27 protein-coding genes are annotated in these 26,582 nt (G+C 37.0%); all 27 read left to right on the top strand.

Going from position 1 to position 26,582, the window contains the following annotated elements:
- The 27 genes from JWG41_RS01400 (at position 1) to JWG41_RS01270 (ending at position 26,581) form a co-directional block, all read left to right on the top strand.
- Positions 1-1,008, top strand: coding sequence for an NAD(P)-dependent oxidoreductase (locus JWG41_RS01400; RefSeq protein WP_205268199.1), 1,008 nt, complete (start codon positions 1-3; stop codon positions 1,006-1,008).
- A gap of 137 nt (positions 1,009-1,145) precedes the next feature.
- Positions 1,146-2,357, top strand: coding sequence for a glycosyltransferase family 2 protein (locus JWG41_RS01395; protein WP_205268198.1), 1,212 nt, complete (start codon positions 1,146-1,148; stop codon positions 2,355-2,357).
- A gap of 5 nt (positions 2,358-2,362) precedes the next feature.
- Entirely contained in the window at positions 2,363-3,184 is an 822-nt protein-coding gene (locus tag JWG41_RS01390) for an FkbM family methyltransferase (RefSeq protein ID WP_205268197.1), read from the top strand.
- Positions 3,163-3,885 carry an FkbM family methyltransferase gene (locus JWG41_RS01385; RefSeq protein ID WP_205268196.1) on the top strand — a complete coding sequence of 241 codons (723 nt, stop codon included), beginning with the start codon at positions 3,163-3,165 and terminating at the stop codon, positions 3,883-3,885. The genes JWG41_RS01390 and JWG41_RS01385 overlap by 22 nt, the downstream gene beginning before the upstream one ends.
- 70 nt (positions 3,886-3,955) lie before the next feature.
- Positions 3,956-5,695: an ABC transporter ATP-binding protein gene (locus tag JWG41_RS01380; RefSeq protein ID WP_205268195.1), complete on the top strand. Its 1,740-nt coding sequence runs from the start codon at positions 3,956-3,958 to the stop codon at positions 5,693-5,695.
- A 2-nt stretch (positions 5,696-5,697) separates the two neighbouring features.
- Positions 5,698-6,696 (top strand): NAD-dependent 4,6-dehydratase LegB, encoded by a 999-nt coding sequence (locus JWG41_RS01375; RefSeq protein WP_205268194.1) that lies wholly within the window; start codon positions 5,698-5,700, stop codon positions 6,694-6,696.
- Positions 6,697-7,884: a LegC family aminotransferase gene (locus tag JWG41_RS01370; protein WP_205268193.1), complete on the top strand. Its 1,188-nt coding sequence runs from the start codon at positions 6,697-6,699 to the stop codon at positions 7,882-7,884.
- A complete protein-coding gene (locus JWG41_RS01365) occupies positions 7,877-8,515 on the top strand; it encodes an acetyltransferase (protein ID WP_205268192.1) in 639 nt (212 codons plus the stop codon). The genes JWG41_RS01370 and JWG41_RS01365 overlap by 8 nt, the downstream gene beginning before the upstream one ends.
- Positions 8,496-9,509 (top strand): N-acetylneuraminate synthase, encoded by a 1,014-nt coding sequence (gene neuB, locus JWG41_RS01360; protein WP_205268191.1) that lies wholly within the window; start codon positions 8,496-8,498, stop codon positions 9,507-9,509. Before JWG41_RS01365 ends, neuB begins: the two co-directional genes overlap by 20 nt.
- 21 nt (positions 9,510-9,530) lie before the next feature.
- Positions 9,531-10,721, top strand: a complete 1,191-nt coding sequence (gene neuC / locus JWG41_RS01355; protein WP_205268190.1) for a UDP-N-acetylglucosamine 2-epimerase — start codon at positions 9,531-9,533, stop codon at positions 10,719-10,721.
- The gene (locus JWG41_RS21205; protein ID WP_205268189.1) at positions 10,718-11,767 is read left to right on the top strand and encodes a nucleotidyltransferase family protein; all 1,050 of its coding nucleotides are present in this window, start codon (positions 10,718-10,720) and stop codon (positions 11,765-11,767) included. Before neuC ends, JWG41_RS21205 begins: the two co-directional genes overlap by 4 nt.
- Positions 11,751-12,482 carry an acylneuraminate cytidylyltransferase family protein gene (locus JWG41_RS01345; protein WP_232373607.1) on the top strand — a complete coding sequence of 244 codons (732 nt, stop codon included), beginning with the start codon at positions 11,751-11,753 and terminating at the stop codon, positions 12,480-12,482. Before JWG41_RS21205 ends, JWG41_RS01345 begins: the two co-directional genes overlap by 17 nt.
- A 5-nt stretch (positions 12,483-12,487) precedes the next feature.
- The gene (locus tag JWG41_RS01340; RefSeq protein ID WP_205268188.1) at positions 12,488-13,465 is read left to right on the top strand and encodes a hypothetical protein; all 978 of its coding nucleotides are present in this window, start codon (positions 12,488-12,490) and stop codon (positions 13,463-13,465) included.
- A 13-nt stretch (positions 13,466-13,478) separates the two neighbouring features.
- Positions 13,479-14,660, top strand: a complete 1,182-nt coding sequence (gene pseC, locus JWG41_RS01335; RefSeq protein WP_205268187.1) for a UDP-4-amino-4,6-dideoxy-N-acetyl-beta-L-altrosamine transaminase — start codon at positions 13,479-13,481, stop codon at positions 14,658-14,660.
- Complete coding sequence (gene pseF / locus JWG41_RS01330) at positions 14,660-15,355, top strand: pseudaminic acid cytidylyltransferase (protein WP_205268186.1); 696 nt, start codon at positions 14,660-14,662, stop codon at positions 15,353-15,355. The genes pseC and pseF overlap by 1 nt, the downstream gene beginning before the upstream one ends.
- Positions 15,355-16,338: a PseG/SpsG family protein gene (locus tag JWG41_RS01325; RefSeq protein ID WP_205268185.1), complete on the top strand. Its 984-nt coding sequence runs from the start codon at positions 15,355-15,357 to the stop codon at positions 16,336-16,338. The genes pseF and JWG41_RS01325 overlap by 1 nt, the downstream gene beginning before the upstream one ends.
- A gap of 6 nt (positions 16,339-16,344) precedes the next feature.
- Positions 16,345-17,187, top strand: coding sequence for a methionyl-tRNA formyltransferase (locus JWG41_RS01320; RefSeq protein WP_232373606.1), 843 nt, complete (start codon positions 16,345-16,347; stop codon positions 17,185-17,187).
- Between the two features lie 49 nt (positions 17,188-17,236).
- Entirely contained in the window at positions 17,237-18,283 is a 1,047-nt protein-coding gene (pseI, locus tag JWG41_RS01315; RefSeq protein WP_205268184.1) for a pseudaminic acid synthase, read from the top strand.
- Entirely contained in the window at positions 18,283-19,230 is a 948-nt protein-coding gene (locus JWG41_RS01310) for a Gfo/Idh/MocA family protein (RefSeq protein ID WP_205268183.1), read from the top strand. Before pseI ends, JWG41_RS01310 begins: the two co-directional genes overlap by 1 nt.
- Positions 19,223-20,512 (top strand): DegT/DnrJ/EryC1/StrS family aminotransferase, encoded by a 1,290-nt coding sequence (locus JWG41_RS01305; protein ID WP_205268182.1) that lies wholly within the window; start codon positions 19,223-19,225, stop codon positions 20,510-20,512. The genes JWG41_RS01310 and JWG41_RS01305 overlap by 8 nt, the downstream gene beginning before the upstream one ends.
- A 16-nt stretch (positions 20,513-20,528) precedes the next feature.
- Positions 20,529-21,458 carry a glycosyltransferase family protein gene (locus JWG41_RS01300; RefSeq protein ID WP_205268181.1) on the top strand — a complete coding sequence of 310 codons (930 nt, stop codon included), beginning with the start codon at positions 20,529-20,531 and terminating at the stop codon, positions 21,456-21,458.
- Positions 21,455-22,009 (top strand): GNAT family N-acetyltransferase, encoded by a 555-nt coding sequence (locus tag JWG41_RS01295; protein ID WP_205268180.1) that lies wholly within the window; start codon positions 21,455-21,457, stop codon positions 22,007-22,009. Before JWG41_RS01300 ends, JWG41_RS01295 begins: the two co-directional genes overlap by 4 nt.
- A complete protein-coding gene (locus JWG41_RS01290; protein ID WP_205268179.1) occupies positions 21,996-23,126 on the top strand; it encodes an N-acetyl sugar amidotransferase in 1,131 nt (376 codons plus the stop codon). The genes JWG41_RS01295 and JWG41_RS01290 overlap by 14 nt, the downstream gene beginning before the upstream one ends.
- Positions 23,123-23,752 carry an imidazole glycerol phosphate synthase subunit HisH gene (gene hisH, locus JWG41_RS01285; RefSeq protein WP_332461271.1) on the top strand — a complete coding sequence of 210 codons (630 nt, stop codon included), beginning with the start codon at positions 23,123-23,125 and terminating at the stop codon, positions 23,750-23,752. Before JWG41_RS01290 ends, hisH begins: the two co-directional genes overlap by 4 nt.
- Positions 23,752-24,618, top strand: coding sequence for an imidazole glycerol phosphate synthase subunit HisF (gene hisF, locus JWG41_RS01280; RefSeq protein ID WP_205268178.1), 867 nt, complete (start codon positions 23,752-23,754; stop codon positions 24,616-24,618). The genes hisH and hisF overlap by 1 nt, the downstream gene beginning before the upstream one ends.
- Positions 24,615-25,859, top strand: a complete 1,245-nt coding sequence (locus JWG41_RS01275) for an N-acetyl sugar amidotransferase (protein ID WP_205268177.1) — start codon at positions 24,615-24,617, stop codon at positions 25,857-25,859. The genes hisF and JWG41_RS01275 overlap by 4 nt, the downstream gene beginning before the upstream one ends.
- Before the next feature lie 2 nt (positions 25,860-25,861).
- On the top strand, positions 25,862-26,581 hold the full coding sequence (locus tag JWG41_RS01270; RefSeq protein WP_205268176.1) for a phytanoyl-CoA dioxygenase family protein: 720 nt from the start codon (positions 25,862-25,864) through the stop codon (positions 26,579-26,581).
- Position 26,582: the final 1 nt, after the last annotated feature.

Here is a 26,582-nt window from a genome sequence, read left to right as displayed (position 1 = left end):
TTGGCAAATGTTTTTGTCTCCACATTTCCGTTTTGCAGAACCAGTCCCTATGCATTGAGTTTACTCGAATCTAGCGGACATCAGGTGACGATCAATCCACTGGGACGAAAGATGAAACCGACTGAGGTTGCTAAATACGCAAAAGATTTCGATGTCCTCATCGCTGGAACGGAAGATTTAACCGAACTTGTAGTGAATAATAGCCAATTGAAACTCATTTCCCGAGTGGGAGTGGGTCTTGATAGTGTGCCATTGGATCTTTGCAAAGAAAAGGGGATCGCTGTCGCATACACTCCCGATGCTGTTTCTCCAGCAGTTTCTGAGTTTGCCGTTTGTCTGATTGTTGATGGGATGAGGAAAGTCAGTTATTCTGATAGGGAAATTCGTGCGAAGAAGTGGACAAGACCATACGGGGAAAGAATTGGTGGGGCCAGCATTGGGATTCTTGGTTTTGGACGTATTGGAAAACGAGTGGCCTCGCATTTACTCGGTTATTTACCCAAAGAAATTCTAGTTTGTGATTTAATCGATCAAACAGAATCCATTTCCTTGCTACAGGAAGTAGCCCATCATATACAAAAAGTAAACGAATCTTTGGGAAAGAACTGGAATCCAACAACCATCAAACAGGTCAGTTTGGATACACTTCTAAAAAATTCAGACGCAATCACAATTCATGTGCCTCTTACTGAGGATACAAAAAACTTGTTAGATCATTCTAAATTATCTATGTTAAAGCCAAATGCAGTTCTTGTAAATACTGCTAGGGGTGGGATCATCAATGAAGAGGATTTATTTCATTATTTAAAAAATACATCCAAGGCTTGCGCCGCTCTGGATGTATTTGATGAAGAACCCTACTCAGGACCACTATGCGAATTAGAAAATATGATTTTAACCCAACATATGGGATCTTGTTCTAACGACTGCAGGGAAGAGATGGAAAGGGAAGCAGCGGAAAACGTAACTAACTTTTTCTTAGGAAAACAGGTCGAACTTGTTTGTTAGGAATAATTGTTTCTAATTGTCTCTATTTTATAAATTAAATTCAAATTAAACTATTAAAGGCCAAAATGCTTAAAAAATATTTTTACGAAAAATTATTTCGGTACATTTCGCACTATTGTACCTCCGAGAATTCACTTTTGGAGTATGCTCCAAAAAATGATTCTATCGAATCTTTATTTAAAGGTAAATATCGTAAAGTTTCTGATATAAAAGAAATCGAAAGGATTGATTCTGATTTTATACTCATTAATGGGAATTTACATTATGAGGGAGATATACAAAATCTTTTCCATACCATTCACTCTAAACTAAGTGATCATACTCGAGTTGCCATTGTGTATTACAGTTCTTTATGGTGGCCCATTTTTAAATTGGCTGATATCTTGGGGGTGCGATCTACAACTCCAGAACAAAATTGGATTTCCCATGAAGACATTGCTAATTTTTTAATATTAGAAGATTTTGAACTTATACGTGTTGAGCAGAGAATTCTTCTTCCTTTATATATTCCTTTAGTTAGTAATTTTGTGAATCGATATCTTGCTCCACTTCCAATTATTCGTAATTTTACTGTATTAAATATTGCTATAGCAAGGCCTATCGGAATCAAAGAGAAAAAACAAAAACAACCTTCCGTTTCTATTGTTGTTGCTGCGAGAAATGAAGAAGGAAATATTTTTGATATTCCTAGAAGAATCCCGAAAATGGGCCCGAATGACGAACTAATTTTGGTAGAAGGAAATTCCACTGATAATACTTGGGCTACAATTTTAGAGCTCAAGAAAGTATATAAAGGACATTTAAAAATTCAAACAGCCCAGCAAGATGGAAAAGGTAAGGGTGATGCTGTTAGAAAAGGATTCGCAATGGCAAAAAATGAAATCCTCATGATTCTTGATGCGGATTTAACAGTCCCACCAGAAGACTTACCAAAGTTTTATACTTCGATTGCTTCGGGTAAGGGTGAGTTCATAAACGGATCTCGTTTGGTTTATCCAATGGAAAAGAAAGCAATGCGTTTTTTCAATCGAGTTGGAAATAAATTTTTTGCCGTTTCGTTTTCTTTTGTTCTTGGGCAGAGATTTAAAGATACGTTATGCGGAACAAAAGTCATTTCCAAATCTAATTACGCAATGTTAGCTAAAAATAGAGGATATTTTGGAGAGTTTGATCCGTTTGGTGATTTTGATTTGATTTTTGGTGCATCACGGATGGGGCTAAAGATTATAGAAGTTCCTATTTCTTATAAAGAACGTACTTACGGGGAAACCAATATTTCTAGATGGAAACATGGTGTTATTCTATTGACTATGCTGCTCTTTGCTGCACGGAAAACAAAGTTTATATAAACGTTATGAGTACAAAAATTAAATTATTTATTGCAAGAGTTTTGTATGGAATCATCTCTCTTTTGGGATTTTCTAAACATAGGCTGATTAATAGAAATGGTATTTTCTATAAGGTAGACCTTTCAGAGGGTATCGATCTTTCTATTTTTTTGTTTGGTAGTTTTCAAAGTCATGTTTGGAAATTGTCCAAATTAGAAAGAGAACCCAAGGTTATTTTTGATATTGGCGCAAATATAGGCTCTATTGCTTTGCCATTTGCAAAACAATTTACTAATAGTATTGTTCATGCATTTGAGCCAACATATTACGCGTTTGAGAAGTTGAATGAAAATTTGAATTTGAATCCTGATTTGAAAAAAAGAATCGTACCTGTTCAAGTATTTCTTTCTGATGAAAACAAAGAGATAAATGACAATGCTGTTTACTCTTCCTGGAAGGTTGATGGCTCAAAACAAGATCATCCGATTCACGGTGGAATCTTACAGAAAGCAACCAATAAACAAATCACTTTAGATTCTTATGTAAAAGAAGAAAATATACAAACAGTTGATCTTATGAAAATTGATGTAGATGGCTTTGAGTTGGATATCCTTCGTGGGGCAAATCATGTCATTGATCGGTTTCGCCCAACGATTGTTTTTGAGTTTATGGGTCATACTGGCGATTCAACCAAAAGTGAATTCAAAAAGTATTTTGAATTATTCGAAAAGAAAAAGTATAAACTTTTTGATTCAAAAACAAAAGTTTTGCTTACACTTGATAATATCGAAAGAAATGTTCCAAAATACGGCGGAATTGATATTCTATGTTTACCAGAATCATTCTAATTGTTTTTCGTTTATTTAATAAACTCTATTCGCTAGGTCTCATTCGAACCTATTTGTTTTTTTATGATAAGTATAAATATGTATCTGATTTTATAGACATTAAGAGATTAAAGAGAAATATTACAAAAGGGGCTGTGGTGATCGATGCTGGTGCGAACGTTGGGTTTTATACTAGATTGTTTTCCCAGTTTGTGGGGGAGTCTGGTTTGGTGATCGCTTTTGAGCCTAACCTTAAAAATTTTGAAATTTTAAGCAGACGAACTAAAAAATTAAGTAATGTTGTAATCGTAAATGCTGCTTTATCCGACAAATCGGGAACATTGGATTTATATATTTCTGAAGATTTAAATGTGGATCATCAAACATATGATAGTGGAGAGTCCAGGGAAAAAATCAAGATTAGTTGTTTTTCTTTGGATGACTATTGTGAAAAGAATGGAATCAAGGATGTTTCCTTTGTTAAGATGGATCTCCAAGGTTTTGATGCCATTGCCTTTCGCGGTATGGAAAAGACAATTCAAGTTAGTTCGAATATTAAGTTATGCTGTGAGTTTTGGCCTTATGGTATGAAAAAAGCAGGGGTGGAACCTGAGGAGATGTTATCTAGTATTCAGAAACTGGGTTTGGTTTCTGACTTTCAGTATTCAGGTAATGAAGAATACGGATATTATGAAACTCTTTGGTTGGACAGAAGACTTTAGTTGTACAGGTGATATTCGATAGTGCAAAATAGTTTAGAATTATTATATAAGGCAATGTTGGTTTAAACCATTGGAAAAAGAACGAAATTTTCATAACTATTTACGTCTTTGGAACTTTTTAAGTCATAGAAGGAAAATTCAATTTTATCTACTACTCATTCTAATCGTTCTAACATCTTTATCTGAGGTGATTAGTTTGGGTGCTCTTTTGCCTTTTCTGGGGGTATTGATTGCTCCTGAAAAAATCTTCGAAATATCCTTTTTGAAAGATATTTGGGTTTTGTTCGATCTAACCTCACCGAATCAATTGTTACTCCCAATTACTGTTCTTTTTGCTGTCGGGGCTTTAGTTGCTGGTGGTATGCGATTGTTGTTACTTTACGTAAGTACACGGCTTACATTTGCTATGAGTGCCGATATTAGTTTAGAAATCTACAGAAGGACATTATACCAACCATATTCTGTGCATATAGCAAGAAATAGTGCAGATGTAATTTCAAGCATCATGGGTAAGTCGAATGGAGTTGTCTATTATACAATTTCACCTTTGATGACTCTTGCTACTTCACTGATCATTCTAACGGTCATTATGGCCACGTTAATTATGTTTAACCCGATGATCAGTTTAGTGGTGTTTTGTATATTTGGTAGTTTTTATCTTTTTGTTGCCCTTCGTTCTAAAACTAGACTTCAGAGAAATGGTAAAGTGGCCAATGATAACATTGCACTTTTACAACGAGCTTTACAGGAAGGTTTGGGTGGGATTCGCGATGTATTGATTGATGGTAGCCAACGTTTTTATGTAAATATCTATCAACGAGCCGACATCCCTTATCGAAAGTCCTTAGGGGACAATATCTATATTAGCACTAGTCCTCGTTATACGATGGAATCTTTAGGAATGGCAATCATGGCGGTTTTTGCCTATCGATTGAGTGAAACAACGGGTTCATTGATTTCAATTATTCCGTTACTCGGTGCTCTTGCCATGGGTGCCCAAAGAATGTTGCCCGTTTTACAACAAGCTTATACGGCTTGGTCCAATCTAAAAATCGGAACTTCTACTCTCGGTGATGTTTTAGATTTGCTCGACCAACCTTTGCCAAGATTTGCAACGGAACCGGATCCACCTGCTATGCCGTTTCAAAAAGAGATACGTTTGGAATCGGTGAGTTATCACTATAATTCAAATTCGAAAATTGTTTTGGACCATCTTTCTATTACAATTCCGAAAGGTGGGCGGGTTGGAATTGTTGGAAAAACTGGAAGTGGTAAAAGTACATTATTGGATTTAATCATGGGACTCATTGATCCCACTGAAGGTAAATTGTTCATTGATGGAATCGAATTGAATGCAGATAATTTGAGATCATGGCAGAGAAATATTGCCCATGTTCCTCAGTTTATCTATTTATCAGATAACTCCATCGCTGAAAACATCGCCTTAGGTGTAACAAAAGAAAATATTGATTTAGCTAGAGTCAGAAGGGCAGCTGAGAAAGCTCAGATTGCTAATTATATCGAATCGTTGCCACTAAAGTATGATGAACAAGTTGGTGAAAGGGGTGTTCGGCTTTCTGGAGGCCAACGTCAAAGAATCGGAATTGCGCGAGCTTTGTATAAAGAAGCTTCTGTTATTGTTTTTGATGAAGCGACAAGTGCACTTGATGTGGAAACTGAAAAAGCAGTGATGGGTGCGATTGAAGGTTTAGGCAGAGAATTGACTATCCTTATGATTGCCCATCGTCTATCAACTGTCGAAAAGTGTGAACAAATCATTGAATTAGAATCGGGTAAAATAAAGAGATAATTATGAAAAAGATCTTAGTCACCGGAGCCGATGGTTTTATTGGATCACACTTAACTGAGACTTTAGTTAGGCAGGGATATGATGTTAAAGCATTTGTATTGTACAACTCATTTAATACTTGGGGTTGGTTAGATTCCTGTTCTGAGGATGTGCGCGGAAAGTTTGAAGTTTTTTCTGGAGATGTGAGAGATCCGAATGGAGTTCGATCTGCAATGAAAGGTTGTGATTCTGTATTACATTTAGCTGCTCTAATTGCGATCCCTTTTTCCTATCATTCTCCAGATACTTATGTTGATACCAATGTAAAAGGAACTTTGAATATTGTCCAAGCAGCAAGAGATTTAGGGATAGGAAAAGTCATTCATACTTCTACTTCAGAAGTTTATGGAACGGCCCGATTTGTTCCTATCACAGAAGAACACCCTTTGCAAGGCCAGTCTCCATATTCAGCAAGTAAAATTGGGGCCGACCAAATCGCATTATCCTTTTATACATCATTTGAAACACCTGTTTCTGTAATTAGACCATTTAACACCTATGGGCCTAGGCAATCAGCAAGAGCAGTGATTCCAACAATCATCACTCAAATTGCCAACGGAATTAATAAAATTAAATTAGGAGCCGTTCATCCCACTAGAGATTTTAATTATGTTTCTGATACAGTATCTGGTTTTATTGCGGCTTTAAAATCTGATTTGGCAGTCGGTCAAGTGATCAACTTGGGAAGTAATTATGAAATTTCAGTAGGGGATACTGCCAAAACGATTGCCAAACTAATGAAGGCAAACATGGAAATTTTTTCAGATGATGAAAGGTTGCGACCAGAGAAAAGCGAAGTCGAACGACTTTGGGCCTCTAATTCCAAGGCAAAGGAACTACTGGGTTGGGAACCTAAGTATGGTGGTTTGGACGGGTTTGAGCGCGGGCTCAAGGAAACTATCGATTGGTTTTCCAAGAAAGAAAATCTACAAAAATATAAAGCTAACATATACAATATTTAGATGGTGAATGAAATTTCTATAGAACAGGATATTGTTAAAACAATCAGGGGAATCCTCGGAGAATCCCCTTTGTTATTACATGAACCCTATTTTGTTGGAAACGAGTGGTTGTATTTAAAAGAATGTTTAGATACTCGCTTTGTATCTTCTGTTGGAAAATTTGTAGACCAATTCGAAAAACAATTAGCAGAATACACTGGTTCGAAATATGCAATTGCCGTTGTTAATGGAACAGCCGCTTTACATATCGCCTTAAAACTTTCTGGTGTGGAAAATGATGACGAAGTAATCATTCCTTCGTTAACCTTCATTGCCACAGCGAATGCCGTCAGTTATTGCGGTGCCATTCCTCATTTTGTAGATTCAGAAGAATCTCATTTAGGTATAGATCCGATTGCGTTAAGAGAATATCTAAAGTCAATGACTGAGTTTCGTGATGGAAAATGTATTAATACACAAACTGGACGAGTCATTAGAGCAATCGTTCCCATGCATACCTTTGGTCATCCTAGCAAGTTGGATGAATTACTTGCTTTAGCTAAAGATTTTAATTTAGAATTGATTGAAGATGCCGCGGAGTCTCTCGGTAGTTATTATTATGGCAAACATACTGGTACTTTTGGGAAATTTGGAACTTTAAGTTTTAATGGAAACAAAACCATTACCACTGGTGGAGGTGGGGCTCTCCTCACTCAGGATGAGAATCTTGCTAAATTAGCAAAACATATTACTACAACGGCAAAACTTCCTCACCGTTGGGAGTATGTTCATGATCAAATTGGTTATAACTACCGAATGCCAAACATTAATGCAGCATTAGGGTGCGCACAATTGGAAAGTTTACCAAGTTTTCTTAAATCGAAAAGAGATCTTTATGAATCTTACCGACGCGGTTTTGAAAATTTGAAAAACGTAGAATTGATTTCTGAACCCCGCCATTGTAAGAGTAATTATTGGTTACAAACGATAAAGTTAAGCTGGGAACAAAAAAATTTGTTAGATGTTCGGAATCGAGTTTTAGAACTAACAAACGATAGTGGAGTTATGACAAGACCGGTTTGGCGGTTACTTCATAGCCTAAAGCCATTTGAGTTATGTCCAAGTATGCCAATGGTTGTAGCCAAAAAATTAGAAGCTTCCCTGATCAATATCCCGAGCAGTGCTCATCTGTTACCAAAAGATGAATGAAAAAAAAGATTTAATTTTGGTCGGTGCCGGTGGACATGCTGCTTCCTGCGTTGAAGTGATCGAAGCTGAGAATCGATACCGAATCCTTGGTTTCATTGGAATGCCGGCAGAAGTCGGTAAGGAAGTTCTTGGATACCCAGTGATTGGCTCTGACAAGGACTTAAACTCTTTAAATAAGAAATGTAAACATAGTTTCGTTTGTATTGGGCAAATAGAATCTTATAAAGCAAGGTTATCTGCATTTAATGAATTGAATCAATTGGGATTCGAGCTGGTAACCGTGATATCTCCGACTGCGATTGTTTCTAGGTCTGCAAAAATCGGAAAAGGTACTATCATTTGTCATTCTGCAATTTTAAATAGTCGGTCGGTTGTTGGTGAGAATTGTATTATTAATACCGGAAGTATCATTGAACATGATGTAGTCATTGGAAACCATAACCATATTTCTACAGGGACCATTTTGAATGGTGGAGTGCGCGTAGGGAATGGAACTTTTATCGGTAGTGGAACGGTGATTCGAGAGGGAATTCATATTGGTTCTGATGTTTTTATTGGAATGTCAAATGCAGTTACTTCTGATATTGAAGATGAGACAGTTGTAAAAAGAAATGGAACTAAAAAAACATAATACTTTGATCATTGCAGAGGCCGGTGTAAATCACAACGGCAGTATTGAAATTGCGAAACAAATGATTGATGTTGCAAGTGAGGCAGGGGCCGATTATGTTAAGTTCCAAACATTCATTTCCGAGAATTTAGCAAGTCGTTCTGCAAAAAAAGCAGATTATCAAACCAAAACCACAAACTCAGATGAGAGCCAATTGGCTATGCTTAAGAAGCTAGAATTAAGCCATGAAGTTCATTATGAACTAATCAAATATGCAAATTCTAAAAATATAAAATTCCTCTCTACCGCATTTGATTTAGAAAGTTTGGATTTTTTGCAAAGTTTAAATATCGATTTATTTAAAATACCTTCAGGGGAAATTACAAATTTTCCTTATTTGAGAAAAGTGGCTCAATGGAAAAAACCAATCATTCTATCTACTGGTATGTCTAGTTTGGGCGAAATTGAAGATGCGATTCGTGTATTAGAACAGTATGGTATTAAAAGAAACGGAATCACTGTCCTTCATTGTAATACAGAATATCCAACTCCAATGTCTGATGTAAATTTATTGGCAATGAATTCGATTCAGAAGGCCTTTAATGTTTCTGTCGGATACTCAGACCATACAGCAGGAATCGAAGTGGCTGTGGCTGCAGTTGCCCTTGGAGCGTCGGTCATTGAAAAACATTTTACTTTGGATAAAAATATGGAAGGCCCTGATCATAAGGCGAGTCTTGAGCCCGGCGAACTAAAGAATTTAATAAAGTCCATTAGAAATATAGAGCAGGCATTAGGTGATGGAATCAAAAAACCTTCACTTTCAGAAATGAAAAACATAGAAGTTGCTCGGAAATCAATTGTTGCAAGTAAACTCATTCAAAAAGGCGAAGTTTTTACTGATGAGAATTGTACAACCAAACGACCTGCCATTGGAATTTCTCCGATGAAATGGGAATCGGTAATTGGCAAAGTTGCAACTGAAACCTTTCAACCTGACGATTTGATTCGTTGACTGTAAAATTTTTAATAAACTATGAATCCTAATAGAGAGAAGATTTGTATTGTCACTGGAACAAGGGCTGAGTATGGTCTTTTAAAGAATTTATTTTTTCTTTTTAAAGATTCAGAAAGGTTTCATTTACAAATCATTGCCACAGGGATGCATTTATCTCCTGAATTTGGATTAACTTACAAAGAAATCGAGGCTGATGGGCTTACCATTGATAAGAAAGTGGAGATGTTACTGAGTTCTGATACTCCTTCCGCTATTGCTAAATCCATGGGGCTTGCCACCATTGGGTTTGCCGATGCTCTGGTTGATTTGAAACCAGATTTACTCATCGTTCTTGGGGACAGATATGAAATCCTAGCGGCTGTATCAGCGGCGTTACCCTTTCAAATTCCCATTGTACATATTCACGGTGGAGAAAAAACGGAAGGAGTGATCGATGAGGCAATTCGACATTCTATTACTAAAATGTCTCTTTATCATTTTGTTGCTACGGAAGAATATAAAAATCGGGTGATTCAACTGGGTGAAAATCCGGGACGAGTTTTTGTTTCTGGTGGGTTGGGTGTGGATTTAATCAAGTCACTGACTCTTTTTGGAAAAGAAGAACTAGAAAATAGAATTCAATATAAGTTTCATTCGAAAAATATTCTAGTAACATTTCATCCTGTGACTTTGGAGCTCAATTCATCTGAGTTACAATTTAAAGAGATACTTTTAGCAGTGTCTCAATTTTTAGAAAACAATGATGCTGGTGTTATTTTTACAAAAGCAAATTCAGATACGAATGGTAGGGTCATCAATCGAATGATTGATGAGTTTGTCTCAAAAAATTCTCGTTCAGTTTCTTTCACTTCTATGGGACAGCTGAATTATTTTTCAGCATTACAATTTGTAGATCTTGTTTTAGGAAACTCGTCTAGCGGTCTTTTGGAAGTGCCAACCTTCGGAAAAACTTCTATCAATGTCGGAGATCGGCAAAAGGGTCGATTGCAAGCTGCGAGTGTGATTCAAGCAGAACCAACATCAAAATCGGTTGGGGAAGCAATCAATAGGGCATACTCCGAAGAGTTTTCCAGGTCCCTTGAGAATGTAAAGAATCCTTATGGGAACGGTGGCGCGTCTGAATTCATATTCAAAACAATTTCATCGTTCGATTTTACCGGTATGGAAATTAAAAAAGAATTCTTTGATATAAAAGTGGAAAACCAGTGAAACTTTGGGAAAAAGCAATCCTTCCTTTAAATTCTACAATTAAAGATGCCATCCTTTCTTTAGAAAGTTCTGCATTACAAATTGTCCTCGTGGTTCGGGGAGAAGAATTTTTTGGAACCATTACTGATGGTGATATACGTAGAGGGTTATTACAGGGACTAAACTTTGAAAGTTCGATTGAAAGTGTAATAAAAACTTCTGCGATTGTTGTCCCACCGGAACTTGGAAAAGAATCAGTTAAAGATTTGATGAAGGCTAATCGTATCCATCAACTTCCTGTGGTGGATGTAAATCGTAAAATCATCGGTCTGCATGTTTGGGATGATTTAATTGATAATGGTAGCGATAAAAAAGAAAATATATTTTTAATTATGGCTGGTGGGAAGGGGATTCGATTAAGGCCCCATACAGAAAACTGCCCTAAGCCGCTCCTTCCTGTAAATGGCAAACCTATGCTTGAGCATATCATCATAAAGGCTAAAAAAGAGGGCTTTTATAAGTTCAGAATTGCGATTCAATATTTAGGTCATATGATTGAAGAGTATTTTGAAGACGGATCAAAATTTGGTGTCGAAATTGAATATCTAAAAGAGGAATTACCTCTAGGAACAGCAGGAGCATTGTCTCTTCTCCCAACAAAAGATAGATACTCATCGATTGTTGTTACCAATGGCGATGTGTTAACTGATATATCATATTCTGATTTATTAGGGTTTCATAAACTCCAACATTCGGATGCTACAATGGCAGTTAGGTTACATGAATGGCAACATCCTTTTGGAGTGGTTCAAATGGATGGTTTGAAATTAGTGGGATTCGAGGAGAAACCGTTTTACAGATCTTATGTGAATGCTGGGATTTATGTTGTTAATCACGAATATTTACAGAATATTTCTAAAGTTGATGTAACGGACATGCCTACCTTCTTCTTTCAAATGTTGGAAACAGGTAAAAAGGTAATAGTTTTTCCAATGCACGAAAAATGGTTAGATGTTGGTCGACCTGAAGATTTCGAAAAGGCTTCTAAATTTGAAAGAAGAGACTAAAGGATTGCAAATCCTTCCGATTGTTCCTGCAAGGAAGGGTTCCAAACGAATTCCGAATAAGAACATGAAAGTTCTAGGTGGGAAACCACTGATTGTTTGGACTCTTGATCAGTGCAAAGGACTTCCTACAAAAACAGCACTTGTATCCACCGACGATCCAACAATTCAAGAATTGGTGATACAAAATGGATTTGTTGCACCTTGGTTAAGGCCACAAGAATTATCCACTGATGAATCTACAACTCTGAATGTTCTAATCCATGCACTTGATTATTATCAATCGATTGGGGAAACTATTGATGCTGTTTTACTCCTCCAACCAACAAGTCCTTTTCGTACAAAAGAATCTATCTTAAGGGCAATTGATTTGTTTCTTGAAAATGATGGCCTTCACACCGTCGTCGGAGTTTCCAAGGCGGATCCTCATCCCATGTGGTGTTTTGAAAAGAATGGAATTTTTTTAAAACCGCTTTTTAATGGAGAGGGTTTTTTGTTACGTTCCCAAGATTTGCCTGAGATGTATTCGATCAATGGAGCCATTTATTTGATTCCTGTTAAGACATTGTATGAGAAGAGGGCAATTCTTTCTGAAAGGAATTTACCGATAGTTATAGATTCTCAAAAGGAAACATTAGATATCGATACGATGGAAGACTGGCAGTATGCTGAATTTCTTTGCGAACAAAATTCTAAAAAACCAGATTCGGTTTTTTGATCCTCATGAAAGTAAAAGAATCTTGGTGTATTGTCGCCTCCACTTTGCCCGTAGCTTTTATCAAAAGCCAAGCAGATGTTTTAGCGATAAAAAAAATCTATGTGGTATCGGAAAGTTTATTTCAATCATATAGTTATCTAAAGAATCAATATCCTAATTTAAAAATTGAATTACTTCCCAAAACAAATTTAGGAACTACGTTTCTATTTTTAACATTATTATTAAAGGCCAAGTTACTAAAGAAACGAATTGTTTTTTTTCACGAATGTTGTATGCCCATTTTAGACATACTTATCCACTATCTAAGACCGGTTGCTGAATATTACCCTCAAGTCTCAATGAGTGGGTCGCAGTTATTAGATTTTAATGCACTTCCTAATAAAAAATTTAGATTTCTGATTCAGGTTTTAGGGCTTCAGACATTGTTCCAGGTTTATTATTCGGCACCAGTCGGTGAGAATCCTGGTGAATTCAATTTGTCGATATTAAAATATCCTAATTCTGTAAAGGTGTATCCAGTTGGTCATTCGAGGGATTTGATTCGCCAGACTTCTCAGGATCTGTCTTCCGTTTCCACTAAAGTTTTGTTTATCATCGGAAAGTCCAAAGTTGATGATTCATCGCAAATCAAAATCCTCAACGAATTGATTTTAAAATTCTTTTCTTCCGGTTTGGAATGCCATATAAAAAATCATCCCAATCCATACTTTCGACTGGATTTTACAAATGATCGTTCAGTGGAAATCGATCCTTTACTCGCATCTGAATTGTTACCTAATTCGTATCGTTGGGTGATCGGCACTTCATCTACGAGCCTTTTGAATTTTGGAAACAATGCCATTAGCATTCTTGATATGCTTCAAAACATAACGGAGGAGAATCGAAATCTCCTCAAAAAACATTTTAATTCGGTAGATCCTGATAATCTTATTTTTTACCCGAAGAATCTGTCTGAACTTTTCGAACATATGCGAATAGCATAGCCAGAAGGAGTGATTGGAAGTGATACCATACGGAAGACAAAACATCTCACAAGAAGACATCGAGTCTGTAATTTCAGTTTTAAAATCTGATTTTTTAACGCAAGGGCCCGCAGTTCCTAGTTTTGAAAAATCAGTTTCTGATTATGTTGGAAGTAAGTATGCATATGCTGTAAATAGCGCAACATCGGGCCTTCACCTGGCATGTATTGCTTTAGGAGTTGGTCCGGGAGATCGCGTTTGGACAAGTCCTATCTCTTTTGTCGCAAGTGCCAACTGTGCTCTTTACTGTGGTGCCAGTGTTGATTTTGTAGATATAGATCCGATAACATACAATCTCTCCGTAGACCGATTGGAAGAGAAATTGATTGCAGCGGAAAAAAATGGGCTTTTACCAAAGGTTGTGATTCCGGTTCACCTTGCTGGCCAAAGTTGTGATATGGAAAGAATCAGCTTGTTAGGCAAACGATTCGGATTTCGTATCATTGAAGATGCATCTCATGCCATCGGTGGAAGTTATAAAGCAACAAAAGTAGGTTCATGTCTTTATTCCGACATTACTGTTTTTAGTTTTCATCCTGTAAAAATCATTACGTCGGGTGAGGGCGGAATGGTGACAACCAATGATGATCATATTTCTGAACATATCTACCGTATGCGAAGTCATGGAATCACTCGAAATCCACAAGAGATGACAAAACCTGCGGATGGTCCTTGGTATTACCAACAGATTGAATTGGGTTATAATTATCGAATGACTGATATTCAGGCTGCACTCGGTTTTAGTCAAATGACAAGATTAGATGAATTTGTGAAAAGACGCCATGAAATTTTTCAATCCTACAAGCGTTTGTTAGGTGATCTTGATCTTAAGCTACCGACGCTGGTAGACTATGCTCATTCAGCATTACACTTGTATGTGATCCGTGTGCCAAACGGAGGTGCCTTAAAGGCCAATCGTAAGGAATTATTTGAAAGACTACGTTTGCATAATGTAATCGTAAACGTACATTACATTCCTATTTATTCACAACCATACTATACAAAATTTGGATATGATTCGAATCAATATCCCGAAGCCGAGGCTTATTACTCGGAAGCGATTAGTTTACCGATGTATCCGGATTTGACGGATTCGCAGCTGGAATATGTAAGGGAGTCTTTGGTGAAACCGATTGGTCACCAAACAATTTTTTAATGAAAACACTTTGTGTGATCCCTGCAAGAGGCGGAAGTAAACGAATTCCGCGAAAGAACATAAAAGCTTTTAATGGGAAAGCAATGATTCTGTATTCGATTCAGGCGGCAAAAGATGCAGGAGTTTTTGATCGAATCATTGTTTCTACGGATGACCCTGAAATTGCTTTGTTAGCAAAGGAATATGATGTTGAGGTGCCTTTTTTTCGACCAGAACACTTGTCGAATGATTATGCAGCAACGACTGAGGTGATCGCACATTCCATTCAGTTTTATTTGGACCAAGGTGAAAGTTTTGATGCTGTTTGTTGTTTGTATGCAACGGCTCCCTTTGTTCAATCAGAGGATATAAAAAAAGGATATGCTTTGATTCAAACCAATCGTTGGGAGTATGTTTTTTCCGCTACATCCTTTGGTTTTCCCATCTTTCGTTCTATTAAAAAAAATCCCGATAGTAGTGTGGAGATGTTTTACCCAGAACACTTTAAGACACGGTCACAAGACCTCCCAGAAGCTTACCATGATGCAGGACAATTTTACTTTGGAAAACCGGGTGCTTGGTTAGAAGGGAAAAGAATTTTTGATACATGGTCTACGATTGTGGAATTGCCAAGATGGAGAGTTCAGGATATTGATACTGCCGAAGACTGGGCTCGGGCAGAGGTTCTCTACAAAGTCATTCAAACCAATAGTTAATGAAAGCATTTATCTTTACCGAGGCCTTATCTACCACTGGGCTCGGGCATCTGGGAAGGTGTACAGCATTAGCTGAAATTTTAATCGAACAAGATGTAGAGGCAACTATCGTTCTACATAAAGATGATTCGATTCCAAACCCGGGATCTGCGATTCCCAAAGTCCTTACTTGCAATTGGAAAGATCCAGATGCATTGAATTCACTTTTATTATCCCACAAGATGGATGTTGCCTACGTTGATTCTTATTTAGCCGATCCTTCCGTTTATGAAATGATTGCCACCTCGGTTCCGCGTTTCATATGTATTGATGATAACAAACGGATTCTTTACCCGAAGGGATCCATTATTTTAAATCCTGGATTCGGTGGTAAATTCTTAGATTACGATTTAGATCGAAATCCTGTTTATACGGGTATCGAGTATGTACTCCTTAGAAAACCATTTCGGGAAGAGTTTGAATTTCCTAAGGTCAACGAAGAGATTCAATCCATCTTAGTGACTATGGGCGGAACAGATTCTTTGAATTTAGTTCCTCAGATTTTAGAAGTCCTTACCAAAGATTTTCCGAATGTCCGTAAGGAAATTGTGATTGGACCTGCATTTGATAATATACAGTTGATTCAAAAGTCAGCAGACAACCAAACAAAACTGCACCAAGGTTTGGATGCAATCTCTATGAGAAATTTAATGCAAAGTGTAGACCTTGCGATTACCGCCGGAGGGCAGACCACTTATGAACTAGCTAGATCTGGGACACCGATGGTGATTATTGAAACGATTGGAAACCAAGAAGGCAATGTATCTGGTTTTTTAGAATTTGGAATTAATTCCATCATAAGATTGGATGCTTTATCAAAATTGGAAACCTTACTCCGTGAGTATTTAACTACATTGGCAGATTTTCAAAAACGTTTGGAGGTTTGTAAACTCTTGACTCAATTTAAGAATCTGGAAACGGATTTTCTTTTTGTTAATCGGTAATCTAAATTGAAACAAACTATTTTTGCAGGATTTGGTAGGTTAGGGTATCTCTCATTGTTACAATTGATTCAGTCTGGACTAAAGATTGAATTTGTATTAACTCATAAGGATCATTCTCTGGAATCTGTAGATGCGTTATGCGTAAAGAATCAGATTGAATATTCTTATTTGGATTTACGGAAGGATAAAAAATTACGTGAAGAGCTTTGCTCCTATAAACCTGAATATTTAATAAGCGTTAATTACCGTTATATTATTCCTGGGGACCTACTTAAAGTTTCTAAATACCCATTAAATCTACACGGCTCATTATTGCCGAAGTATAGGGGCCGAACTCCTCATGTTTGGGCTATCATCAATGGTGAGTCTATGTCTGGAATTACTTGTCATAAAATGGAAGAGTCAGTTGATACTGGTGATATTTACCATCAAATTGAAGTTAATATTTCCGAAGAGGATACTGGATACACCTTATTGCAGAAATATGAAGAACTATATCCGATCTGCCTTAAGACTACTTTGCAAAAGATCAGTCAATCCCTCGAACCGATTCCTCAAAACCATATCTCTGCCACTTACTTTGGAAAAAGAACACCCGATATGGGTTATATAGATTTTACAAAAGATAAAGAATCTTTGATTAATTTTATACGTGCACAGGCAAAACCGTATCCCGGAGCCTATTGCTTTCTTTCCGATGGAAGGAAGTTAATAGTTCACAAAGCTATCAGTATTGACCATTATGATGCACCTGATTTATCGATTGGCAACTTATTCAAAGTTGAAAATGATTATATTGCTAAAACGAAAGATGGTTTTTTAAGTTTCATAGAAACGGAGATTGTATAATGTCATTAATCATTTTACTGGAATTTTTTAAGGACATTGTTTAGATGCCATGATAAAAATAGGAAATATCAACATTTCAAAAAACCACAAACCTTTCATCATCGCTGAAATGTCAGGGAATCACAATCAATCATTAGAAAGGGCTCTAGAGATTGTGGATGTGGCAGCAGAGACGGGAGCTCACGCTCTCAAACTACAAACTTACACTGCCGATACCATAACCATTGACAAACAAGATGGTGAATTCTTTATTTCGGATCCAAGTAGTTTATGGAAGGGTGAGTCTCTTTACAATTTATATAAACAAGCTTATACTCCTTGGGAATGGCATAAACCCATTATGGATCGTTGTAAGGAAAAAGGAATGTTGTGTTTCAGTAGTCCTTTTGATTTTACTGCGGTAGACTTTTTAGAAGATTTGAATGTTCCTTCTTATAAAATCGCGTCCTTTGAAAATATTGATTTACCCTTAATTAAGAGGGTCGCGCAAACGGGGAAACCAATCATTGTTTCTACCGGAATGGCATCCGTTCAGGAAATTGCTGAAGCAGTCGATACCATTCGCTCTACAGGAAACGAACAAATTATTTTACTGAAGTGCACAAGCACTTATCCTGCAACACCAGAGAATACTAATATAATCACTATTCCACATTTAAGAGATTTATTCAGGTGCGAGGTAGGGCTTTCCGATCATACGATGGGGGTGGGAGTTTCGGTAGCTAGTGTAGCTCTCGGTGCTACCGTCATTGAAAAACATTTCACCCTTAGGCGAGCCGACGGGGGAGTGGATTCATCATTTTCGATGGAACCAGAAGAAATGAAGTCTTTGGTTGTTGAATCCGAACGAGCTTGGTTGGCGCTCGGAAAAATTAACTATGGCCCTATCGAAGCAGAGAAAAAATCTTTGGTGTTTAGACGATCTTTGTATGTGGTGCAAGATGTAAAAGAAGGTGATTTTTTTACCGAACAGAATGTCCGTAGTATTCGACCAGGGTATGGGCTTCCTCCTAAATTTTTAGAGATTGTAATCGGGAAAAAAGCAAAACAAAATTTAACGAAAGGGACAGCTCTTCGCTGGGATCTTGTTGGTTGATGTTTAAAGCTCTCCTTTTTGGTTGTGGAAACATTGGGGCAAGATACGATCTAAATCTAGATTCTGTTTTGTCTCATGCGAAAGCATACTCCTTAGATTCGGATTTTCTTGTAGATGCTTATGATACAAATCCAAATTATTTAGATGAAGTCGGAAGAAAGTATGGTTTCGGTTTGATTTCGGACTTTAAAAACATCCGATTTTCTGACTATGATATGGTGAGTATTTGTTCTCCGACAGAGACTCATGTAAACCTACTTGAACTTTGTTTTCAAGAAAAAGTAAAACTCATTCTCTGTGAAAAACCAATTTCATATGATAAAGAAAAGATAAACTTTATTCTGGGTTTATATGCAAAAGGTGATTCGCGGGTAATCGTAAACTATATTCGAAGATTCCAACATGGGTTTTTGAAACTAAAAGAGATTCTTGCCGAAATTTTAAAAGTGGATACTCTTGTAGGAATTGATATCAGATACTGCCGCGGTTTTCTTAATAATTGTAGCCATGCTTTGGATCTGATTGAATTTATTTTTGGCTCTGAATTGTCTTTGGATGATATAAAAATTAGCGAGAAAAATTATGATTCTTTCTCCGAAGACCCAACCATTTCACTTTTGGCAAAATGGAACGGATACACCGTTTCTGTCAGTGGAAAAACAAATATCCACTACCCAGTTTTTGAAATCGATTTTTACTTTGGTAACCACCGAATTCGCATCCAAAATTCTGGTAATGATATAGAAGTTTTATCTTCTCTCCTTCTGAACGAACGATTGGAAATCTTTTCAGGCAAAAATTCCATTACAATCACTCATTGTTTGGAAAATTATATGCTTCCTGTGTTTCATAAAGCAAAACAATTTCTGTTAAAGGAAACGGATGCTGATAATTTCGTGAATTCTTCTTTATTAAATCTTAAGATGTTAGGATATCTGAATGGCTAAACTTGCAATTAAGGGAGGTTCGCCGGTTCGAACTGAATTATTCCCAGCGTACAATACCATTGGTACTGAGGAAAAAGAAGCTGTCATGCGAGTTCTCGATAGCGGAAATTTATCCCAGTTTTTGGGTGCTTGGCATAAGGATTTTTACGGTGGTCCCACGGTTCAGTCTTTTGAAAAAAATTGGGCGGAGGTTTTTGGGTCTAAGTATGCAATTTCTGTAAACTCGAATACATCTGGATTATTTGCTGCGATTGGGGCATGTGGGATTCAAGCTGGGGATGAGGTCATTGTTTCTCCTTATACGATGAGCGCAAGTGCTCTGGCCCCGATCATCTACGGGGCAGTGCCTGTGTTCGCAGACATCGACATAGAAAACTATGGTTTGAATCCGGAGAGTATCGAAGAGAAAATTACACCTAGAACGAAAGCCATCATCGTAGTTCATATCTTTGGGAATCCTGCCAAGATGGATGAAATCATGCGAATTGCTCGAAAACATAATTTATATGTTATCGAGGATTGTGCACAAAGCCCACTTGCTACATACAAAGATAAATATGTTGGTACCATCGGTGATATTGGTGTTTTTAGTTTGAACTATCATAAACATATTCATACCGGAGAAGGTGGTGTTCTTACAACCAACCGCGAAGATCTAGCAGAAAGAATTTATTTAATCCGAAATCATGGTGAAAACATAGTTGGCCCGAAGGCTGTAGAGAATGTTTGGAATACTCATGGATTCAACTTCCGTATGACAGAAATGGAAGCTGCCATTGGTATGGAGCAGCTAAAGAAATTGCCAAAGTTAATTGAAGAAAGATTAACTAATGTAAAATACATTTCACAAGAGTTAGGCAAGATTCCAGGTTTGGTTCTACCGACTGTTGCAGAAGGGAGTCGGCATGTTTATTACCTTCATCCGATTCGGTTTTTGGCAGAGAGTTTTGGATTTCATCGTGATGTTTTTATCAATGCAGTAAAAGCAGAAATTCCTTCATCCCTTCTTCGGGAAGACACTCCATTAATTGGCGCAGGGTATGTGAAACCATTGTATCTTCAGCCTCTGTATCAAAAACGCGCCACTCATTGTTCCTTTAATTGTGAAAAATATAAAGGCGAAGTCAGTTATGAAAAAGGTATCTGCCCTACAGCGGAAAGGTTACATTTTACTGAACTGTTTACTCACGAATACATGCGTCCAGGCCTTTCGAAAAAGGATTTGGATGATGTTGTCTCTGCATTCCATAAGGTTTTCGAGAATAGAAACGAATTACAATAAACTAGCAGATCTTTATTTGGGTCGAGGTCTCTTTGTTTATTCCGATCCAGGCGGGGCCAAGGCTGTACTTTCACAGGCCTATGATTCGAGAAGTAGTTTAGAATCCTTTGCAGTTGTTTCTGATAGACAATATGATTTTGTAAAAGATTTTTTGATTACCGTTTCCGTTCCTCCATCCGATCCAATAGTTAAATTTAATGAATCAAAACCGACATTTCTTTTTACAGGAACCTCCTATACCTCCCAAATTGAATTAAAATACATTCAATTAGCAAAACGATTCCAAATTCCTAGTTATTCTTTTGTGGATCATTGGACTTCGTTTTTGAAACGATTTTCTGTTGGAGGTGAACTCATTTTTCCGGATCATATTCTTGTGATTGATTCTGTCGCTAAAGAGAAAGCTATCGGCGAAGGGATTCCTGAAAATAAAATTCAAATATTTGGAAATCCATATTATCAGTATTTAAAAACTTGGGTTCCCACTCGAGAGAAAGAGTCTTTTTTTAAATCCCTTGGTTTAGATCCCAATCGTAAGTTGATTTTATTTGCACCAGAACCTCTTTCCAATGTGAACGGAAACGAAACGTTTGGTTTTGATGAAATATTTGCAATGAAAGAGCTAAAAACGATTCTAAATGGATTCAATTTTACGTTTCAGTTTGGTTATAAGCCGCATCCAAATCAAAATCTTGAAGTTCTAAAAGATTTTTTTCCAAAAAACTTAGTTCTAATAGATCAAACCACAAACCCAAATGATTTACTTTATCATTCTGAAATGGTCATCGGTTTTTTTTCTAATATGTTGATTGAAGCAGAAATTATGGGGAAAAGAGTTTTGCGTTTCCATCCTCTTGTAGCAAAACAAGATCCATTATCCCATTTAAACATTGGAAAAGTAGTGGGCTCGGATTCCTTAGAACAAATATTGTCGGAGTTTGTATGAACGAATTGCGAAAGAATATTTTTTTACAAGGAAATTCTATTTACCTACGAGCGCTTGCGGAGAGTGACCTTGGTGGTAATTATCAATTTTGGTTAAATGACGAAGAAATTGTAAGATACAACTCGCATGGTCGTTTTACTTATTCTTTGGACCAACTGAAGTCCTATATTACATCATCGATCATTTCTAACACAACACTTGTTCTTGCTGTAGTCGCTAAAGATTCGGACACGCATGTTGGAAATATTAGTTTGAATGCTATCAATTGGATCGACCGCAATGCGGAGATTGCATTTTTATTAGGTGAAAAAAACTATTGGGGAAAGGGAATTATGGAAGAGGCGGGTCAGTTGCTGATTGAGCATGGCTTTAAGACTTTGAACTTACATAGAATCCATTGCGGTACTTCTTCGGAAAATCAAGGAATGCAGAAACTTGCATTAAAATTGGGAATGAAAGAGGAAGGTATCAGAAAAGAAGCCATTTTTAAAATGGGGAAATATTTTGACATCTTTGAATATGGAATGATCAATCCTAATGAAATATTGTAAAATATGTTTACAAACGGACACGAGACCTGGAATCAAATTTGATTCCAGGGGTGTTTGCCCTGCCTGCAATTATCATGAAAGCCTTCAGTCAGTTGATTGGGAAGAGAGAAGGGAAGAGCTAAAGGATATTGTGTCCTTTGGAAAAGTAAATAACCATTCCGGTTACGATTGTATTATTGGTGTTAGTGGAGGAAAGGATAGCACTCGTCAGGCTTTTTTTGTTAAAGATGTTCTGAAAATGAACCCACTGCTTGTTTGTTTGAGTTATCCTCCGGAACAAGTAACCGACCGGGGTGCCGCTAACGTTTCAAATATGATCAAACATGGTTTTGATTGTATTGTCGTAAATCCTGCTCCAGCTACATGGAGATCGCTAATGAAAAAAGGTTTTATGCAATACACCAATTGGTGTAAGTCTACAGAACTTGCTCTTTTTAGTAGCGTTCCTCGTTTGGCGATTGCTTACCAAATCCCTCTGATTTGGTGGGGGGAGAATGCTGCCTTACAATTAGGTGATTTAAATGTTATGGGTAAAGCCGGGAGTGATGGCAATAATCTCCGCAAAATGAATACTTTGGGTGGTGGCGACTATTCGTGGTTACTCGGTGAAGGTGTTGAGAAAAAAGACATCTTACAATATTGTTATCCTTCTGAAAAAGAAATGGAGGATGCAAATTTACGGATTACCTTTCTTGGATATTTTTGGAAGGATTGGTCTCTGATTGATAATGGTATATTTTCCACACTGAGGGGTCTCGATATTCGCGAAGAGAAACCTTGGGAAATTGGTGATCCAGTCGGTATTACCTCTCTCGATGAAGATTGGGTGACTTTAAACCAAATGATTAAATATTTAAAATTTGGATTTGGTCGGATTTCAGACTACGTGAATGAAGACATCCGGAATGGTAGAATGACAAGAGAAGATGGAATTTCTTTAGTTCAAAAGTATGATGGAAAGTGTTCTGAGAAATACATTCAAAGTTTTTGTGATTATATAGAAATTTCAGTTTCGGAATTTTGGGTACAAGTAGATAAATCAGTTAATCTAAAATTGTTTGAAAAGAATGCGTTAGGAAATTATAAACCTAAGTTTGAAGTAGGGATCGGATTGTGAACCAAGGACCCCGAATTTGTATCATCGACTACGGAGTTGGTAATACTGAGTCTGTATCCAACGCCCTTCAGTATTTAGGATACAAGAAACTTGTTTTGAGTGACAAACCTTCCGAGATAGAAAAGGCAGATGTGTTGATACTCCCTGGTGTCGGAGCCTTTGGTGAGGCTAAAAAGAACTTAGATGCAAGGAACCTATTTGAGATCTTAAATGAATTTGTTTTGGTTAAGAAAAAACCTATTTTAGGAATTTGTTTGGGGATGCAACTACTCGCAACCAGTTCAGAAGAAAATGGACTCCATTCCGGGTTCAATTGGATCCCTGGAAAAGTTAAAAAGTTGAATCTACCAGAAGGATATCTTGTCCCCCATGTTGGTTGGAATAGTATCGAAATTAATCAGAAAACTCCGTTATACGATAAATTAGATTCCGGAAGTAATTTCTACTTTGATCATAGCTTTCATTATGAATGCGAAAAACAATATGTATCTGCTTATTGTAATTATGGAATAGAAGTAACGGCTTCGGTTCAAAAAGATAATATATTTGGTGTTCAGTTTCATCCAGAAAAAAGCCAGAACGTTGGTTTGAAGTTATTTAGAAGTTTCTTTAATTCGGTGGTTTAATGTTAAAGAAAAGAATCATTGCACTTGTTCTGGTGAAAGATGGAATCGTTGTTCAAAGTTTTCAATTTGAACGGTTTCTTCCTATCGGCAAACCTCATATTGCCATTGAATTTTTAAATCAATGGGGGATTGATGAAATAACACTCCTGGATCTTTCTGCTAGTAGTCACGGAAAGTTAATTGATCCGTCTGTAGTTCGACAGGTTTCAAAGTTTTGTCATGTTCCCTTAAATGTTGGTGGAGGAATCCAGAGAATTGAAGACATTGATCGGTTAATCCATTCTGGTGCAGATAAGGTCAGTCTCAATTCCATCCTTTTGAACGGATTTGAATTATTAGAATCGGGTGCAAAAAAGTATGGTGACCAGTGTTTGGTGGCTTCCGTCGACTCTATGAAAGTCGGAGAAGGTTATTTTGTTTTTGACCATCTAAAAAAGAAACCAACCGATCTTCTTGTGACAGATTTTGTAAAGATGGCAAGTGATCATGGAGCCGGTGAAATTTTAATCGGTTCCGTCAATCGAGATGGTTCTTATCTTGGTTTCGATATTTCCCTTGTGGATCAGGTTTGTAAGACAGTTCCCATCCCTGTCATTTGTTCGGGTGGCGCAGGCAGTGCAAAAGATTTTATCGAAGTATTCGATAAAACCAGTGTTTCCGCAGCCGCTGCAGGAAATTTTTTCCATTTTTCTGAACATAGTGTCATTACCACTAAAGCACTTTTAAAAGAACACACCCAGATTCGATTAGAAACCTTTGCAACTTACGAAGATTCTCGTTTCGATGAGTACAGCCGACTGAAAAAGAAGGATGATCTTGTATTAGAAAGTATGCTTTATGAACGAATTCAAAAAGAAGTTATATGAAATTTTGTAAACGTTGCCTTTATTCCGAAGAACATCCTCTTTTGTTAACTATCGGTAATGATGGACTTTGTAGTGGATGTAAAGTTCACGAAGAAAAAGAAACTCTTGATTGGAAAAAACGGGAGTTACAACTGAAAGAAATACTTTCGGAGTATAAGAACCAGTCTGGAAACAATTACGATTGTATCGTACCTGTCAGTGGAGCCAAGGAATCTTTTTTTATCGTCCATACTCTGAAAAAAAAGTATGGAATGAATCCTTTGTTGGTTACCTATAATAAACAATACAATACGGAAATTGGGATTCGTAACTTAGCAAAACTACGTATCGAGTTAAACTGCGATATCATGACTCTAACGGTCAACCCGGAAGTTGTTAAAAAAATTACAAGAGCTACATTAAGAAGATTCGGTAGTCTCTATTGGCATTGTTTGGCGGGTCAAACTGTTTACCCAGTTCAAATTGCAGTAAAATTTAAAATCCCTTTGATTGTTTGGGGAGCTCATCAAGGTCTCGAACAAGTGGGTATGTTCTCACATTTAAATAATGTAGAGATGACTAGAAAGTATAGAAAAGAACATGACCTTATGGGATTTGAAGCAGAGGATTTGATTGATTCATTTGATGGAATCGATGAATCTGATATTTTTCCTTATCGATACCCAGATGATAAAGAAATTGAAAGGATCGGAGTGAGAGGAATCTACTTGGGGAATTTCATTCGCTGGGATCTAAAGGCCCAACATGAAGAGATGTTGGAGACCTACCAATACGGAACAGTAGAACAAAATCGTACATTTGATACATACAGTGACGTTGATTGTTTTAATTATTCAGATATTCATGATTATACAAAATTTTTAAAACATGGATTTGGTAAAGTTACGGATCATGTTTGTCGCGAGATTCGGTATGGACGATTGAGCCGTGAAGAAGGCCTTGTTCTTGTAAAAAAATACTTTCAAAAAGCACCTGTTCATCTAAAGAAATTTTTAGAATGGATTGGAATGACTGAGAGTGGTCTTCATTTTATTTTAGATCAACATCGCAACAAAAAATACTGGCATCGAAATGAGAATTGGGACTGGGAATTCAATCATCCCATTTTAGGTGAACTGAAATTGGTTGAAGACCTTCTTTTAGATTCCGATATAGTGGAAAAGAAACTGAACTTTCGAAAAACACGAGTATCTGCTGATTGCGGTAATGAATACATTCTTATTGGAAAGGGTCATGACTGAATATGTTACAACTCATTAGAAAAATTAGAAGTTGGTTCTTTGATGAGCGATATCGCATTTTACATGCTTTTAATGTTTATAAAATTAAATTTCCTCGTTTGATTATTAAAACTTCTGTTTCGATTCCCGATAGTTTTGCTTTTGATGAAAAGATTGCGATCCCAAGGGGTAGGCAGGCTCCTGATGGAAATCATTATAGTTTTACTCATGAGATCACATGGAGCGCTTTACCTCTATCAGTTCAAAAAGAAATCTTCAAATTCGAAAGTGTTTTGAGGTTATACTTCGGTGGTGATTTTCTGATCCATATTGGCAACATTTGGCGAAATATTGGAATCCCAACTGAGTTTTCCTCTCTTGATATCTATAGTCAAGTTTGGCATTACGATCATGTATTTGATTATAAAAATGCACAGTTGTTTATCATCTTATCAGATACAACAGAGGAACATGGTCCCTTCGAATTTTTTAAATATTCCGATGAAAAATCACAATATGCCGGGGTGGAAAATCGCCAAAGGGATGTTGAATATTCCGGAGAGGTTGAGAAGTTAACAGGAAATAGGGGTGATGCTCTCCTTTTTGCCACTGGTTCTATCCCTCATCGAGCAGGGATTCCCAAGTTTGGTAATCATCGTGATATGTTTAGCATCGCTTTTTTCCCAAAATATACCAATATCGGTGAAGATGCTAATTTATTATTCAAAGAGTTAAAAGGATAAA

Source organism: Leptospira chreensis (assembly GCF_016919165.1).
GTDB lineage: Bacteria > Spirochaetota > Leptospiria > Leptospirales > Leptospiraceae > Leptospira_A > Leptospira_A chreensis.
This window is presented reverse-complemented; position numbering and strand designations above follow the sequence as displayed.

What these genes read in the sequence shown, in the direction of transcription:
- JWG41_RS01390 (WP_205268197.1), top strand. Translation starts at nt 2,363, where the DNA reads ATGAGTACAAAAATTAAATTATTTATTGCAAGAGTTTTGTATGGAATC.
- JWG41_RS01385 (WP_205268196.1), top strand. Translation starts at nt 3,163, where the DNA reads ATGTTTACCAGAATCATTCTAATTGTTTTTCGTTTATTTAATAAACTC.
- JWG41_RS01375 (WP_205268194.1), top strand. Translation starts at nt 5,698, where the DNA reads ATGAAAAAGATCTTAGTCACCGGAGCCGATGGTTTTATTGGATCACAC.
- JWG41_RS01370 (WP_205268193.1), top strand. Translation starts at nt 6,697, where the DNA reads ATGGTGAATGAAATTTCTATAGAACAGGATATTGTTAAAACAATCAGG.
- JWG41_RS01365 (WP_205268192.1), top strand. Translation starts at nt 7,877, where the DNA reads ATGAATGAAAAAAAAGATTTAATTTTGGTCGGTGCCGGTGGACATGCT.
- neuB (WP_205268191.1), top strand. Translation starts at nt 8,496, where the DNA reads ATGGAACTAAAAAAACATAATACTTTGATCATTGCAGAGGCCGGTGTA.
- neuC (WP_205268190.1), top strand. Translation starts at nt 9,531, where the DNA reads ATGAATCCTAATAGAGAGAAGATTTGTATTGTCACTGGAACAAGGGCT.
- JWG41_RS01340 (WP_205268188.1), top strand. Translation starts at nt 12,488, where the DNA reads ATGAAAGTAAAAGAATCTTGGTGTATTGTCGCCTCCACTTTGCCCGTA.
- pseF (WP_205268186.1), top strand. Translation starts at nt 14,660, where the DNA reads ATGAAAACACTTTGTGTGATCCCTGCAAGAGGCGGAAGTAAACGAATT.
- JWG41_RS01325 (WP_205268185.1), top strand. Translation starts at nt 15,355, where the DNA reads ATGAAAGCATTTATCTTTACCGAGGCCTTATCTACCACTGGGCTCGGG.
- pseI (WP_205268184.1), top strand. Translation starts at nt 17,237, where the DNA reads ATGATAAAAATAGGAAATATCAACATTTCAAAAAACCACAAACCTTTC.
- JWG41_RS01310 (WP_205268183.1), top strand. Translation starts at nt 18,283, where the DNA reads ATGTTTAAAGCTCTCCTTTTTGGTTGTGGAAACATTGGGGCAAGATAC.
- JWG41_RS01305 (WP_205268182.1), top strand. Translation starts at nt 19,223, where the DNA reads ATGGCTAAACTTGCAATTAAGGGAGGTTCGCCGGTTCGAACTGAATTA.
- JWG41_RS01295 (WP_205268180.1), top strand. Translation starts at nt 21,455, where the DNA reads ATGAACGAATTGCGAAAGAATATTTTTTTACAAGGAAATTCTATTTAC.
- JWG41_RS01290 (WP_205268179.1), top strand. Translation starts at nt 21,996, where the DNA reads ATGAAATATTGTAAAATATGTTTACAAACGGACACGAGACCTGGAATC.
- hisF (WP_205268178.1), top strand. Translation starts at nt 23,752, where the DNA reads ATGTTAAAGAAAAGAATCATTGCACTTGTTCTGGTGAAAGATGGAATC.
- JWG41_RS01275 (WP_205268177.1), top strand. Translation starts at nt 24,615, where the DNA reads ATGAAATTTTGTAAACGTTGCCTTTATTCCGAAGAACATCCTCTTTTG.
- JWG41_RS01270 (WP_205268176.1), top strand. Translation starts at nt 25,862, where the DNA reads ATGTTACAACTCATTAGAAAAATTAGAAGTTGGTTCTTTGATGAGCGA.